General features: G+C 40.6%; 14 protein-coding genes. 5 read left to right on the forward strand and 9 right to left on the reverse strand.

The genetic code is table 11. The features are described from left to right. Window positions 1-4: 4 nt before the first annotated feature. Together ACWIUD_RS05855 and ACWIUD_RS05860 are read right to left on the reverse strand one after the other, a co-directional pair. Window positions 5-1210: an aspartate kinase gene (locus ACWIUD_RS05855; RefSeq protein WP_454136936.1), complete on the reverse strand. Its 1206-nt coding sequence runs from the start codon at window positions 1208-1210 to the stop codon at window positions 5-7. Further along, window positions 1211-1699: an RNA pyrophosphohydrolase gene (locus ACWIUD_RS05860; protein ID WP_454147696.1), complete on the reverse strand. Its 489-nt coding sequence runs from the start codon at window positions 1697-1699 to the stop codon at window positions 1211-1213. Between the two features lie 69 nt (window positions 1700-1768). Here ACWIUD_RS05860 and hemW point away from each other — a divergent pair, with 69 nt between their 5' ends. Then, the gene (hemW, locus tag ACWIUD_RS05865) at window positions 1769-3169 is read left to right on the forward strand and encodes a radical SAM family heme chaperone HemW (protein ID WP_454147590.1); all 1401 of its coding nucleotides are present in this window, start codon (window positions 1769-1771) and stop codon (window positions 3167-3169) included. A gap of 78 nt (window positions 3170-3247) precedes the next feature. On the opposite strand, the gene ACWIUD_RS05870 is transcribed toward hemW, so the two are convergent. Further along, entirely contained in the window at window positions 3248-3457 is a 210-nt protein-coding gene (locus ACWIUD_RS05870; RefSeq protein WP_454147592.1) for a hypothetical protein, read from the reverse strand. Between the two features lie 46 nt (window positions 3458-3503). On the opposite strand from ACWIUD_RS05870, the gene ACWIUD_RS05875 reads away from it, so the two are divergent. Continuing rightward, complete coding sequence (locus ACWIUD_RS05875; protein WP_454147594.1) at window positions 3504-5357, forward strand: hypothetical protein; 1854 nt, start codon at window positions 3504-3506, stop codon at window positions 5355-5357. A 127-nt stretch (window positions 5358-5484) separates the two neighbouring features. Here the strand turns inward: ACWIUD_RS05875 and ACWIUD_RS05880 are convergent, their stop codons facing one another. Further along, window positions 5485-6312, reverse strand: coding sequence for an FkbM family methyltransferase (locus tag ACWIUD_RS05880; RefSeq protein ID WP_454147698.1), 828 nt, complete (start codon window positions 6310-6312; stop codon window positions 5485-5487). Window positions 6313-6643: 331 nt separating this feature from the next. Continuing rightward, complete coding sequence (locus tag ACWIUD_RS05885) at window positions 6644-6919, reverse strand: hypothetical protein (protein WP_454147596.1); 276 nt, start codon at window positions 6917-6919, stop codon at window positions 6644-6646. On the opposite strand from ACWIUD_RS05885, the gene ACWIUD_RS05890 reads away from it, so the two are divergent. From ACWIUD_RS05890 to ACWIUD_RS05900, 3 genes are read left to right on the forward strand one after another with little or no spacing between them, the layout of a single operon-like run. Beyond that, on the forward strand, window positions 6888-7856 hold the full coding sequence (locus ACWIUD_RS05890) for a GtrA family protein (protein WP_454147598.1): 969 nt from the start codon (window positions 6888-6890) through the stop codon (window positions 7854-7856). The genes ACWIUD_RS05885 and ACWIUD_RS05890 overlap by 32 nt on opposite strands. Before the next feature lie 16 nt (window positions 7857-7872). Next, window positions 7873-9684 (forward strand): hypothetical protein, encoded by a 1812-nt coding sequence (locus ACWIUD_RS05895; RefSeq protein ID WP_454147600.1) that lies wholly within the window; start codon window positions 7873-7875, stop codon window positions 9682-9684. Continuing rightward, window positions 9681-9803: a hypothetical protein gene (locus ACWIUD_RS05900; RefSeq protein WP_454147602.1), complete on the forward strand. Its 123-nt coding sequence runs from the start codon at window positions 9681-9683 to the stop codon at window positions 9801-9803. The genes ACWIUD_RS05895 and ACWIUD_RS05900 overlap by 4 nt, the downstream gene beginning before the upstream one ends. On the opposite strand, the gene ACWIUD_RS05905 is transcribed toward ACWIUD_RS05900, so the two are convergent. The 4 genes from ACWIUD_RS05905 to ACWIUD_RS05920 form a co-directional block, all read right to left on the reverse strand. After that, window positions 9788-10543 (reverse strand): glycosyltransferase family 10 domain-containing protein, encoded by a 756-nt coding sequence (locus ACWIUD_RS05905; RefSeq protein ID WP_454147604.1) that lies wholly within the window; start codon window positions 10541-10543, stop codon window positions 9788-9790. The genes ACWIUD_RS05900 and ACWIUD_RS05905 overlap by 16 nt on opposite strands. 62 nt (window positions 10544-10605) lie before the next feature. Next, entirely contained in the window at window positions 10606-10851 is a 246-nt protein-coding gene (locus tag ACWIUD_RS05910; RefSeq protein WP_454147606.1) for a hypothetical protein, read from the reverse strand. Between the two features lie 147 nt (window positions 10852-10998). Next, the gene (locus tag ACWIUD_RS05915; protein WP_454147608.1) at window positions 10999-14307 is read right to left on the reverse strand and encodes a S8 family serine peptidase; all 3309 of its coding nucleotides are present in this window, start codon (window positions 14305-14307) and stop codon (window positions 10999-11001) included. After that, window positions 14207-14464, reverse strand: coding sequence for a hypothetical protein (locus tag ACWIUD_RS05920; protein WP_454147610.1), 258 nt, complete (start codon window positions 14462-14464; stop codon window positions 14207-14209). Before ACWIUD_RS05920 ends, ACWIUD_RS05915 begins: the two co-directional genes overlap by 101 nt. Window positions 14465-14544 lie beyond the last annotated feature (80 nt).

Here is a 14544-nt window from a genome sequence, read left to right on the forward strand (position 1 = left end):
AGCATTATTTCTCTAATCCAAATGCGCTGTGAAGTGCGCGAACGGCGAGCTCCGCGTATTTCAAATCGATAATCATTGAGATTTTAATCTCGCTTGTGCCAATCATCATAATGTTGATATTTTCATTTGCCATCGTGCTAAAAGTTTTACCCGCCACGCCTGAATGGCTTTTCATACCAAGTCCTACGATTGAGACTTTGGCGATACTTTCATCATACTCGATGCCCTGCGCGACTTCTTTGTAGTCATTTAGCAACTTTTTGCATAGCTCAATGTCCGTCTTTGGGATTGTGAAATCAATGTCGGTTTTGCCGTCTCTCCCGATTGTTTGGACAATCATATCTACATTTATATTCGCCTCCGCAAGTGCGCTAAAAAGCTCCGCTGCGATGCCGGGCTTGTCATCGACATCGATAATGCTAACTCGTGCTTGATTTTTATCTAGCGCAATGCCAGAAATGATAGGTTTCTCCATAATCTCCCCCTCGTTTGTGATAATTGTGCCTTCATTGTGATTGAAAGAATTGCGTGTGATGATTTTCACGCCTAACTTTTTTGCCATCTCAACGGAGCGATTTAGCAAGACTTTTGCCCCAAGAGACGCGAGTTCTAACATTTCATCATAGCTGATTTTGTCGATTTTTTTGGCGTTTATTTCGATTCGCGGGTCGGTGGTGAAAACGCCATCGACATCGGTGTAAATCTCGCAAATATCCGCCTTTAACGCCCCTGCCAACGCAACCGCGCTTAAATCGCTCCCACCTCGCCCCAAAGTTGTGATAAATCCATCATCACCCACGCCCTGAAAACCCGCGATGACAACGATAAAATCATCGTCCAAATATTTGCAAATATTGCTCGTCTCAATGCCCTTAATCTTTGCCTTTGTGTGCGCTGAATCTGTGTAAATCCCCGCCACGCGCCCACTCATCGAAATCGCCTTATGCCCTAGCTCATTTAGCGCAATCGCCAAAAGCGCACTTGTCACGCTCTCACCGGTGCTTAAAACCTTATCGACTTCTCTTTCATTTGGCAACGCGCTAAAATGCTTTGTGTAGGCGATTAGCTTATCTGTCTCGCCACTCATTGCTGAGACTACAACTACGAGTTTTACGCCATCTTTTTTGCTCTCAACCACGCGCCTTGCGATATTTTGAATGCGCTCGCAGTCGCCAACGCTAGTCCCGCCGAATTTTTGCACGATTAACATTTAAAAATACCCCTCTTTTTTGAAATATTCTAGCACTTTTTTGTAGATTCTGCGTTTGAAATACACGACATTTTCTAGCACGCTTTCAAACGGGACAAATTTATAGCTATCAAACTCCGGTATTTGCGTGGTTAGATTGATTGTAGAGTCGCTTTTTAATTTCACTAAAAAATATTTTTGCCTTTGCCCTTTGAATGGATACATTTTGCTTTTAATCACGGCAGGTGGGAAGTTGTAGGATAGCCACTGCGGATATTGCGCTAAAATCTCAACTTTATTTGTGCCAATCTCTTCATCTAACTCGCGAAATAACGCCTCTTGCGGCGATTCACCCTCGTCAATCCCCCCTTGCGGAAATTGCCAAATGCACTTTTTTTTGCTCATATCGCACCGCTTTGCGATGAAAAATTCGCACACTTCGGGGTATCGCTCTGATAATATTACAGCGGCGACATTTGGGCGGTATTCATTTAGATTCACTTGATTTATCCATAAAATTTGATTTTTAAAAGCGGATTTTATAAAATTTTTCGTAAAAAAAATATTAAGAATGCGAAAATGTTGCTTTATATTCACATACCATTTTGTGCGTCAAAGTGCGGATACTGCGGGTTTAACTCGATGACAAATATGCTAAATTTTAAGCAAAAATATTTGGATGCGTTGTGTTTGGATTTGCAAAATGAGATGGATTCGTGGGACAATTCGTCTTTGGGTAATCATTTCGCAGATTTGGCAAATTTTGGGCGTTCGCAGACCGCTAGTCTAGTCTCGCGCCCGAAATTTACCAAAAGCAACGAAAGCACTACCGCAAATACTATAATTGATTTGGGGGCAGATTTTGCGAATCGCACGAAAAACGCAGAATCTGTAAAATTTGCAGAATCCAAAAATCCCCCCTCCCTTGCGAACTTTATACCCCACCCTAAATCCCTCCCGCAAGGGGAGGGACTTGTAGTTAATTCCCCCTCCCTTGCGGAGATTGAATCAAATTCTCCCCCTCCCTTGCGGAGGGGGATTAAGGGGGTGGGTAAAATCCAAAAATTTCACTCCATTTACATAGGCGGCGGCACTCCAAATACTTTGAATCCAAGCGATTATGAACGAATCTTTCGCATTTTAGAGCCAAAAATCGCCCCAAACACCGAAATCACAATGGAGCTAAACCCAAATGTTTCAAGCACCGCCACGCTACGCGCATTTAAAGATTTGGGGGTAAATCGTTTTAGTATCGGCGCACAGAGCTTTTGCGATGATAAGCTGCGCCTTTTGGAGCGCACTCATAGCCCAAAAATCGCACGAAAATTCATCGAATCCGCCCTAAAATGTGGCGTGAAAACAAGCATTGATTTGATTTATGACACGATTTTGGATTCGCCTAAACGCTTGCGATTCGAGCTTGAATCTGCCCTAAATTTGGGCGTGGGACATATTTCTTGCTACACATTAAGCATTGATAAAAACTCCGCATTTTTTGAAAATGGCAAAAATCCCACACGCGAATCCTCCCTATGCTACGAGCTAAAAGCGATTTTAGAGCAAAATGGATTTGCGCAATACGAAGTCTCAAACTTTGCGCGTGATGACTTGCAAAAAAGTCGCCACAATTTGGGCTATTGGGCTTACCACGACTATATCGGCGTGGGGCTTGGGGCGGTTGGCAAAAGGACGCGATTTGAAGGCGATTTGCAAGTGGCGCGAATCTACAAGCAAAGCGACTTTGGCGCGTATTTGGCAAATCCTTTGTCCGTGCGGTGCGAGATTTTAAGCCAAAGCGACATAAGATTAGAAAAAATCTTTTTGGGATTTCGTAGCGAAGTAGGCGTGAATCCCGCGCTAATCACAAATCAAAATCGCTTAAAAATTTTGCTTGACAGCGATAAGATTCGCACCAAAAACGGCAAAATCTACGCCACAAACTACTTTTTAGCCGATGAAATGGCACTATTTTTGGGATAAATTTGCTACAATTTCATCTTTTAAATTTCACAAATTAGGATTTTGCAAATGAGATTTTTTAGACTTTCGATGAGAATTTTAATGAAACGCCACGAGAGAGAGAGAGAGAGAATGGCGCGGTGCGCTAAATAACGAAGATTCTGCGAAAATCGCAGAATCTAATCGCAAAAATAACACAGATTCTGCGCTAGATTCTGCGAAAATTTCAAATTTTACACGAGATTCTACGAATCGCACGAATTTCGCAGAATCTCCCCAAAAATCCGCAGAATCTCCCCCAAATCCCAAATTCCCACACAAACTAATTTGTGCGATTTTCCCATCGCACGGCGATTTGAGCGACAAAGACTACAAAACTTACCGCGATATTTCCATCTTTGCGATTTTAAATATTTGCTTTTTAATCTGCGTTTTCTCGCCATTTGCGCTGTATTCAAGCGATGTGACGCAGTTTGACGCCACGCAGACGACCTCGACTTTATGCGCGCTAGCGGGATTTTTTATCCTCACAAGCGGTGCAATCATCTACACCACGAGTTTTTTCTACAAAACAAGACTTTTGAAAATCGGCACATTCGCATTTTGCGTGGTTTTAAGCATTGGGTTTGTTTATTGCTTCGTGCTGGTGGGCGATTACGGAGCGATGGAGCAAATGATGTTTTTAGATACGAGCAAAATTTATCATAAAAATAATAAATTCATCGATTTGGCAATTGGAATTTTGTCCTGTGTGGCGATGTTTTTGGTGCTATATTTTGCAAAGCATATATTTTTAAAAGGGATAAAAATTATGTTTTTAAGCATTGTGGCGTTGTCATTTATTTCATTATCGCAAATTTTATTAGCGCAAAACGCCTCAAAAATCGCAGAATCTAACTCCAAAAATTCCGCAGATTCTGCAATTTTACAAAATCCAAATCCACATTTTTCTGCGTTTTCAAAGGATGGTTTAAATATTATCGTATTTATGTTAGATGCCTTCACCGGGTCGCATTTTAAGATTTTGCAAGAGGAAAATCCTGCATTGCTAACGATGCTAGATGGATTTATTCATTACGATAATACTACGACTGCATCGAGTTTTACGCATACTTCTTTGCCTAGCGTTTTTGGTGGGGACTATTTTAGTTCGTATCAAATAAATGCGCGTGGCGTGGCGGATTTGGAGAGTGAGAGGGATAGTGCTATCATAAATATCGCTTCTAATTTTTTGCAAAAGGGATTTCGCGTGGATTTTGACATCTATGCGGTGAATGAAGCAAATATCACCAAAAATCTCGCAAATCCAAATTTTTCGATGAAAACAAATAATCATTACTACAAAACCGCATTTGAAAAAACGCATAATTTCGCTTTGGCGGATATTTTGGCGGAGATTAAGGCGGATTTGAATGTGGATGCTTTGCTATCTTATGGGATTTTTCGAAATGCGCCATATTCGCTTCGCACACGGATTTTGCTAGTTGAGGAAGCGAGGTGGCGCATTCACTTTGGTGAGGTTAGAGCATCCTCACACTCGCTAAATCTTGCTACGCACCACATTTCGCAACTTGGCACAATCATCGATAATGTCACACTTGGGGCAAATAAACCAACGCTAAAATTTATCGCAAGCGGACTAACGCACGATAGTTTTGTGGTGGATGATATCTCTTGCCTACCCACTCTCTATCCAAAGGCGAAATTACCTCAAAAATACAGGGATTTAATCCCAAAAATGTTTTGGGGGAAATATAACTCCGAAGTGTGTGCGATGCGTGAGATTGGGCGATTTATCGATAAATTAAAGAATTTAGGTATTTATGATAGGACGATGATTGTTATTGTGAGCGACCACGGGAGGGCGGATTCATACCCGCAGTTAAAAATCGCAGGGAATAATTTCCCCGGATATTACACCGATACTTTGCTACTAGTGAAAAATCCGCACGCTAGGGGCGAAATGAAAAGCGATTCGCGTTTAATGATAAATAGCGATGTGGCAAGTTTGATTTGCGAATATATTGGCGGGTGTGAAAAAGTCCCGCCAAATCCGCTGAAAAATTATCCGCAAAATAGGGAAGTGGTGCATTTTCATCCCAAATATTTTCAAGGTAATAAAAATCCAAAAGATAAATACGCAAAAGAGGCGGTTTGGAAAGTTAGGGGCGATATTTATAATCCGCAAAATTGGGAGAAAATTGATTGAAACAAAGTAAAAGTCTAAGATTCTGCGAATTTAAATCATTTCGCAGAATCTAAAATCCCACACCAGATTCTGCGAAAAACGCAGAATCTACGAAATTCCTCACGAGATTCTGCATAAATCGCAGAATCTACAAAATCTCGCACAAAAGCACGGTTTCGGCGACCAAACTAAAATCACTTCCCTTGCAAATCTTAAATTTATATCCCAAATCCCAGCGTTCAATCAGCGGTTTTATCTCAAAATAATCTTTTGCTTGATGATAAATGCTAATTAACATCGCTGGTTTTTGCGTGGCAATCGTCTCTTTCGCACCATTTAAAAACTCCATTTCAAATCCCTCAATATCTACTTTTATAAATCCAATTTCGATTTGCCTATCTCTTACAAACTCATCTAGCGTGGCAATTTCGATACTTTCTTTGCTATCGCTTTCAAAGCAAATGCTTGAACTTGACCCTGCGATATTTATCGTCATCTCCGTAGATTCTGCGCCAAGACCTTTGTTTATGGGGATTATTCGCATTGAATTATTTAGCGCGATGGTTTGCTGCATTAAGTTAAAATTTATTTTCGTGGGTTCAAAGCAATAAATATTTTTATCGCAAAATTCCCTCTCAAATATAATCGCACTATCGCCTATAAATCCGCCCACATCGATAAAATCTTTGCTTTTTATCATTTCCAAAGTCTGCTTTTTAAGTCTCAAAAGATTGTGCTTATGCCAAAATACGCTAATTTCAAAGTGATTGATTGGTAGAAAATATCCGCTGTAATAATAGAGATTTTCGCTAATCTTAAAAATATTTTGGAAAAATTCCCAATAAATTTTTGTCAAATCTTTGATTTCATCTTGCGTAAGGTTTGAAATGATTGGATTTTGCGATTTGTGCGTCTCTAAAATGCGAGCAATTTGGCGGATGATAAAATCTCTATCTTGCGATGACAAGTTTGCCACCAATTGCAAAATATGCTCTTTGATTTTGTCATTTGTGGCGATGTATTCGCCAATATCGCTATTTAGAGAGTGCGCTAAGCAAAAAGTTTTGCGTGAGAATTTTTGGAAAAGTGGGATGCCAAAGATTTTATAACAAAATGCAACTTTTCCCTTTCTGCCCCCCCCCCTATTTGCAATCTAGAAATTAGCGGAATGCCAAAAAGATATAATTTTGCTTCGTATGCGCTATTTCGCGCGATGTTGCCTTCACTTCGCTTGATATAAAAAAACTTCATATTTGTCCTTTTTGTAAAATTTAGTGCGAAATTTTAGCAAATATTAAAATTTTTTGCTAGAATTTTGCATTTTTTATTTGGAGCAAAATATGAATTTTAAAATGACAAATAGGGGGGGGGCAGAATAAGTATTCGCGGATTTTAGATTCTGCGAAAATCACAAAAAATAATTTAGATTCTGCAAAAATCGCAGAATCTGCGCCATTTCCCACAAAAATCGCAGAATCTAATCTACATTCCGCCATCGCGCTAATCCCAGCATACAAACCAAGCAAAGAGTTAATCGCCCTTGCTTCCACTTTGAAAAAATATAATTTTATTGTGATTGTCATAAATGATGGTTCGCCAAGTGCGTTTGGTTGCGTTTTTAATGCGCTAGATTCTGCGATTGTGCTAAAAAATGCGGTAAATTTAGGCAAAGGTGCGGCACTAAAAAATGGCATAAATTATGCGATAAATGCTTTTCCAAATGCTTCTTGCATTATCACAATGGATTGCGATTTGCAGCATAGTATCAAAGATGTGCTAAATTTGCGCGATAAATTTTTGGCAAACAATGCTGATTTTGCCATCGGCGTGCGAAGTTTTAGCGCAGAATCTAAAACGCCATTTCGCTCAAAATTTGGCAATAAACTCACAGCACTCGCATTTAAAATACTTTTTGGCAAACACATAAAAGACACGCAAAGCGGACTTCGCGCATTTAATATTCCATTTGCCAAAAATTTGCTTTCCTTGCCACAAAATGGATATGAGTTTGAGATGCAAATGCTGATTTTAGCGGCAAATAGCGATGTGAAAATCCTGCAAATCTCAATCAAAACCATTTACATTGACAATAATGCAAGTTCGCATTTTAATCCCATCTTTGATAGTTTGAGTATTTATTGTGTTTTGCTTCGGCATATTGGAAACTCGCTTTTAACCGCGCTAATTGATTATGTGGTGTTTGTGTTTTGCTTTGTGGTGGGATTTTCTTTGCTTTGGGCGATGATTTGCGGACGCATTGTTGCGGGGAGTTTTAATTTCATCGTTGGGAAAAAATTTGTCTTTAAAAGTAAGGGCAATATGTGGGTTGAAATGCTATCTTATGTAATGTTAACGATTATTTTAATGCTAATCTCTATGAAAAGTATCGCTATTTTTAGCGCGCATAGCGGGATTAGCGAGATTTTGGTAAAACCATTTTGCGAAGCAGGAATCTTTGCCATTAGTTTTTTGGTGCAGAGATTTTTTATTTTTAGACTTAGGGCAAAATTTTTAGATTAAATAAAAGGGAGGAATTATGATTTTTGCGATTTTGTCATTTTTTAGTGCGGTGTTTTTGCCGGGTGGTATTATTTTTGGTGTGCTTGAAAGGGCGAAAAAAATTCGCTTTTTTAGCGTGGCGTTTTTTATTGTGTTTAGTTTTGTGATTAGTTTGTGTGTTAATTTTGTGCTAATTTACGCGCTAGTTACTGCTAAACTTTATACGCAATTTGTGGTGCTTGGCATTTTTGCGTTAGAAATTTTGGTGTTTTTATATTTGTTTTGGCGCAGAATCTACGCAAATATCAATCCAAATGAGATTTTGCAAAAAGGCACAAGATTTGAAAAAATCTTATTTGCAATCAGCATTTTAATCGCACTTTATTTTTTAAATAAAGTTTTGAAGGCGGATATTTTTTGGGCGTGGGATGCGGTGGTCTCGTGGGATAGGTGGGGAAGCGAGTGGGCAAGGGGGCGATTTATCCTAAATGAGGGCGGTTACTCGCAACTTTATCCAATGCTTTTGTCGCTTGGATATGTGGCAAGTTCGCAAATATCGACTTTTCAAGGCGTCGGCGTGGCGATTTATTGGTATTTTATGTTTGTGGGGGCGGTGGCAAGTTTGTTTATTTTAAAAGATGGCGAGATTTTTGGTGCTAATTTTTTAAACACAAATTGCTTTGGTATCGCACTTTGCGTGATGATTTATATGACATTTTTTCGGTGGAGCGGGGAATTTTATGTGGGATATGTGGATATGCCCGTGGCGATGATGATTTTAATCTCTGCGTTGCTTTTGATTAAGGCAAATGCGCTGTTAAAAAACGCAGATTCTGCGAATTTAGCGCAAAACGCAGAATCTAGCGCAAATTCTGTCATAGATTCTGCGAATCATATAAATTTCGCAGAATCTAGCGCATTTTTATTATTGGGTAGTTTTGCCGCTGGGATTAGCGCGGAAATCAAGCAAAGCGGGTTATTTTGGTGCGGGATTTATGTGCTTTTGTTAATAGTATTTTTTCGCAAAATTGGCAAAAATATCATATTAAATATTTTTATCATCATCGCTTTTCTTGCACCTTGGGTGATTATCGCACTTTATAAAAAAATCATTTTAAACACTCCCGCCACAAATATCGAATACACTTGGCATAGAATCTACCTTGGCAATGGATATTTTGAGCGATTTGATGAAGCGATTTCGCGCTATAAAAAGTTCGCGCAACTCTTTTGCCTTTGCATTTTGGCACTTGGGATAAAAAATAGAATTTTTGGATTTTTGGGTGTTGCTTCGATTGTGTATTTTGTCTTTTGGGGGACGCATTTGAGTTATGATTTGCGGAATTTGCAAGGCGGACTGCCTTTGATGATGATTGCAATTAGCGCGATAATGATTTATTATTTTGAGGTGATTTTGAGGATTTTGCCATTTTTGTATAAAAAAGTCGGGGCGATTTTTGTGATTTTTGTAGTGGGCGGTTTGATTGTGGCGCATTTTAGCGAAGAGCGCGTCATAAAAGGCGAATACAAGCGAAAAATGAAAATAGGCGGTGAGGCGACAAATGCGCTTGTTTTAAATGCGTTTAAAAATAATGGCGCGAAACTTTTGCTAACAAACAATCAGTTAATCGCCTATGTGCCGGCGTTTGAGCGGAAATACTATAAACATTATAGTTTTGGAGAGCATCTCAAAGATGGGCAGTTTGAGGCGTTTGCGGCGGATTTAAGGGCAAAGGAGGGGAGTTTTTATATTTTGCTTCCAAAGAGCGAATTTAGGCGATATAGCGCATTTTTGAGCGATGCAAAGTATCTTGGGGAGAGCGATTATTACGCGCTGGTGGAATATTGAGATTCTGCGAATTTGCAAACATTGCGCTAGATTCTGCGATTCTGCAATTAGATTTTGCAAAAATTGTGCTAGATTCTGCGAAAAAATCGCAGAATCTACGCCCTCATTTCCCCAAATAATGCTCCCATAAATAATCCGTTTTGCTTGTGTATTGCTCCATTACGCGTTTGTAGTTATCTAGCACTGCTGGGAGTCTGCGCTCGTATTCTTGCGGTGTGCATTGTTTTAGGACTTCTTTAATGTCGCTTTTTGTGGTGATTTGGATAATGCCATCAGTATTGAAAAACTTATCAATCTCCGTTGCACCCAAATAAATGGGGATAGTTTGCGCTGCAAGTGCGCTAGTAAGTCGCTCGGAGAAATAATATGGACTTATGTCGTTTTCCAAACAAATGGTAAATCGGTAGTCATTGAGCGTATCGCTGATATTTTTCACATACTCACCGCCGTCAAATCGCCCAAAGGTGTCGCAGAGATTTTCGCGCTTGCAACGCAATGCCAAATCAAGGCGAAATTTATGCAATTCACACATAATCTTATCACTACTCAAAAAACTTATATTTTTGCTCTTTTTGGTATGCAAGTCAGGCGCGATTGAATCTTCATTCCAAATTTGCGCCACAAATGGCACAAATCGCGCATTTGGTAGCGTATCCAAAATCCTTGCGCTATAAGTAAAAATCAAATCAAAATCTTTTTCTAATCCCTTGTGCTCTTTAAAAATTTTATATTCGCTAGGCGCGATACTTTCAGATTCTACAAGTGCGCCGTAGCGATTTGTAGGGCGTCCCATCGTTTGCAACATTGAATGCCCCGTGTAAAAATGCCTCTTTAATCCAAAGTCGTAATTATCCCACACAATGCGCCGTGAGCGTCTTAGTCCGGCGTTTGAGTTATGAATATTGCGGATAAAAAAGACTTCTAGTTTTTCGCCAAACTCATTATAAAGGGCGATTCCCCCCCCCCCCCCATTTGTGCGGATAGATTATAAAATGGATAGTAGATTTTACCATAAATGCTGTGCGTAGCGCAAATATTGCGATAATCGCTAGATTTTGCACTGCCAAGCGCGATGCGAACCCCCGCCCTAAATCGCCTATATTTATCTTTGCTAATCACACCAAATCGCAATCTATCGATAAAGTCCTGCCCTGCTTCCCATTTCATACTAACTCCATATTTAGCAGAATCTAAATTCCGCAAAAAAAATATAAAAAATCATAAAAAATTGCTTTAAAATCGCCAAAAATCCCAAAAAATTGCACTAGATTCTGCGATTTAAATCTTAATTAGATTCTGCGATTTTCGCAGAATCTAAAATCCATACCTTAAATTTAGATTTATAATCTCATCTTCGATTTTCCTTTTCGTGTCGGGATTTATTGACAAACTATACTCCCCGCGCAAGATGAGATTTGAAAAGGCATAACTCGCCCCAAGACTTACAAACGCCAAATTTTTCGCTTGTGGAATGCCACCGCTTGTAAATTGCGACCCGCCATTGCCACTAAAACTCGCCTTTGATAAAAATCTATTTTGCGTGGGCGCATACATATTTAGCGCGCTATACTCTAACTTAAACTCGCCAAATTTCAAAAATCCCTTCGCACCATAAATCGCCGAACTCACCCGATACTTCGCCGCATCGATGGTTAGGGCAAAACTTGAATTGCTACCATTTGTGCCATTCTCTTGCACTTTTTTACGCGTTAGGAAGTCTTCCTCCCACGCGATAAATGGCGTCAGTCTAAAAAATCCTGCATTAAAGTTATAACCCATCTCAATGTATCCGTGATAAGACATATCTTTTTGCTTATTTTGCAAGTTCGCATTACTGCCAAAGAGCAGTTTTCGCATAACGCTAGTATCGTGCAGTCCCGCACCCGCCCTTGCTAGCATATAAAAATCCTCATAAGATACAAGTCCATAGAGCGAAAGTGCGTAAGATAGCATATCGCTATTTCCTGCCGCGCCAAAATCGCCCCTTGCCCTATCCACGCTAAAAATTACGCCCCCGCCAAACGCGCTATTTTTGGCATCATAAATGCCATCAAGTCCCGTCATTATGGCGTATTGAGTGATTTTACCACTCGCAAATCCATCGCCTTGCAATGTGCTTCGTGCGTAGGCGATATCCGCCCAAATGCCACTTTTTTTGCTATCGTGTATTTGGTAAAGTCGCCTTGCAATCGTGCGATTTAAGAGCATTGCGCTTTTGTGTGTAATGCTTAAATTTGAGTCATAAATCTCCCCACTCGTGCTTGTAACCGCCTGCTCTGCTTGGTTTAGCGGGATGGATAAAAGTGCAAGTGCTTCATTATAAAAATCTATCTCAGATTCTGCGTCAATAACTGCGCTAGATTCTGCGAATTCGGTAGATTCTGCGATTTGTGCCACTTTTGCAGAATCTTCCGCAGAATCTAATGAACGCTTTTTCCGCGATAGTTTATTAAACACAGCATCAATGCCCTGCCCGACATTTTGCAGATTCTGCGGTGCGTAACCCATCGCGCGAGTAAGAACGCCATTTGTAGAGTCGCGCCTGTAAGTCACGCTTAAATTTTTATTATCATTTATTTTTGCCCCACTCACGCGTAAAAACGCACTTGAATCACTCGCCACGCTCCACTTCTCATTCCAATTATTCACAGCATTTGCGGTAAGCAAAGTTTTGGTTTGGTAACTGCTACTTGGAATGGTGGATAGCGAGTGAAATGCGAACTTCCCGCCACTCATATCCACGCTACCTTTCACATCTAACTTCGCATCCACATCAAGTCCTAGCGTGGAGGCATTGCCCTTGCTTATGTAATCTCCATTTAAAGTCGTATCTTTCAAAACGCCAAAATATCCGTAGTTTGTGAGCGTATAACCGCTATTTTGTGTCCCCAAAGTTACGGAGTTTGGTTGAGTTGTGCCACTTGGTAAAAACGCAAGATTCTGCGTGAAAAGTGCGCCTTGCGTGTTTATCGTCACTTTTGAGTTTGTCAGCGCATTTGATAAAATAATCGTCCCATCATCAATGTGAGTTTCCCCAGTGTAGGTATTTTTCCCACTCATATAAAGTGCGCCACTGCCTAATTTATGTAGTCCCGCATCACCTGCGATATCGTTACCAAAAGTTACTTGATTTAAATTTTCATAGTTTTGCCACTCAAAATTTACCTGCACTTTGCCATTATCGCTAGACACCAAAAGGCGCGTATCAAATCTCGCAGGACCCTTCAAAGCACGCGCTTGATTTGCCACACCCCAACCGACTTTTTTATTTGGACCATCCGTAACTACGCCCTTATGCCACTTATCGCCTCCGCCTTTGTAATTATTTGTATTGTTAATTGTGTATTTATCCGCAGTGGTGAATAAAGTCTGCGTAACCAAATGATTATCCATCCAAGGGAACTGATTCCAAATATTGCCAAGCATTCCTGTGATTACAGGGGCGGAATACGAAGTCCCAATGCCGACATTATGCGGTGCTACGGCAATGCCCCAATTTTTCGCTTCCTCGCCTATCCAGTTTGCATAGCGCGTATCTAGCAAGTTATTCCACCGAGCAGTCGCCGTCACGGCAACCCACCCGCGCCGTGAGTTTTCCCACACTTTTCTATCAAAATTTGCGTGATTTCTTGTCGCATTTACCACATAGGGCATTGTGCTTTGCATATTCGCGTGGCGCGAACTTTGATTGCCCGCAGCGAATACAAAAATGCGATTATTATTCGCCGCTTCCTTTGCCATATTGTAATAAAAATGATTTGTGTAATAATAATTCAGCGTCCCAACAGGCGTATTTGTCCCGCCTGTATTTACCATCGCGCCCCACGAACCATTGATAATTCTCACATCGTTTTTATAAAGATTTTGATACATTGCATTTGTCGGGCAAATGCCGTTTTTCCCGCACCTTGCGCTATACATATACATTTCAGATTCTGCGTTATGTGCGCGAATGGACTTTGCGACATTTGTGCCGTGAGATGGTTCATTTTGCCCGCCGCCACCGACATTGTAGAAGTTTTTGTCAGGTTGCGCGATTTGATTTGGATTATATCCTGAATCAACTACGCCAAGTCTCACCTTTGGCGGGTTGTAAAATGGCAGTGGTGTGGGATTTGGCGCACTAGTGCTTGTCGCGCTATCTTTCTTTTCATCCGGTTTTACAAGCGCATAAATCCCGCCGCCAACGCCCCCTGCAAGTGCCGTCCCGCCGATTGAGGACCAAGTGATGGTGCTAGCACTTGCGCCTTTTGTGGTGCTAATGGCGTTTGATAAACTTCGAGTGGCGCGAGTGTTTTGCGTGGCAGTGCGTAGATTTTGCGTGCTTGTGGAGGGTGGGTTTTGCGTGTTTGTGATGCGTAGATTCTGCGTTTTGGGGGTGGTTTTTGTGTTGAGATTCTGCGCGTTTCTGCGTAATCTCATCGATTGATTTTGCGTATTTTGCGTTGCTTTTGGTGTGGTGCGTTGCACTCTTTGCGGTGCTTGGCGAGTTTGCGCACTTTTCGTGGCACTAGGCGCGGTGCTAGGGCGTTTGCGTAAAGTGTATGCAGATTCTGCGAATAGTGCGGAAGTTAGCGAAAACAGCACACAGGCGGAAATTATCGACTTTTTCATCCTTTTCATAACCAAAAACCCCTTTGATAAAATGTCGCATTATAGCATAAAAATTTAAATAAAGTTTAAATAAATTGCAATATTCTGCGAAAATTATGCGAATTTTCACGCGAATCGCAGAATCTAGCGTGATTTGAGATTCTGCGAAATTTATGCGAATTTTCACGCGAATCGCAGAATCTAGCGTGATTTGAGATTCTGCGAAATTTATACGAAAATCGCAGAATCTATGTTCGTTTTGTCATT

This window comes from Helicobacter sp. 23-1044, assembly GCF_053654695.1.

Excerpts from the sequence above, each read along its gene's own strand:
- ACWIUD_RS05855 (WP_454136936.1), bottom strand. The coding sequence starts at position 1,210 with ATGTTAATCGTGCAAAAATTCGGCGGGACTAGCGTTGGCGACTGCGAG.
- hemW (WP_454147590.1), top strand. The coding sequence starts at position 1,769 with ATGTTGCTTTATATTCACATACCATTTTGTGCGTCAAAGTGCGGATAC.
- ACWIUD_RS05885 (WP_454147596.1), bottom strand. The coding sequence starts at position 6,919 with ATGACAATCACAATAAAATTATATTTTTTCAAAGTGGAAGCAAGGGCG.
- ACWIUD_RS05895 (WP_454147600.1), top strand. The coding sequence starts at position 7,873 with ATGATTTTTGCGATTTTGTCATTTTTTAGTGCGGTGTTTTTGCCGGGT.
- ACWIUD_RS05910 (WP_454147606.1), bottom strand. The coding sequence starts at position 10,851 with ATGAAATGGGAAGCAGGGCAGGACTTTATCGATAGATTGCGATTTGGT.
- ACWIUD_RS05915 (WP_454147608.1), bottom strand. The coding sequence starts at position 14,307 with ATGAAAAGGATGAAAAAGTCGATAATTTCCGCCTGTGTGCTGTTTTCG.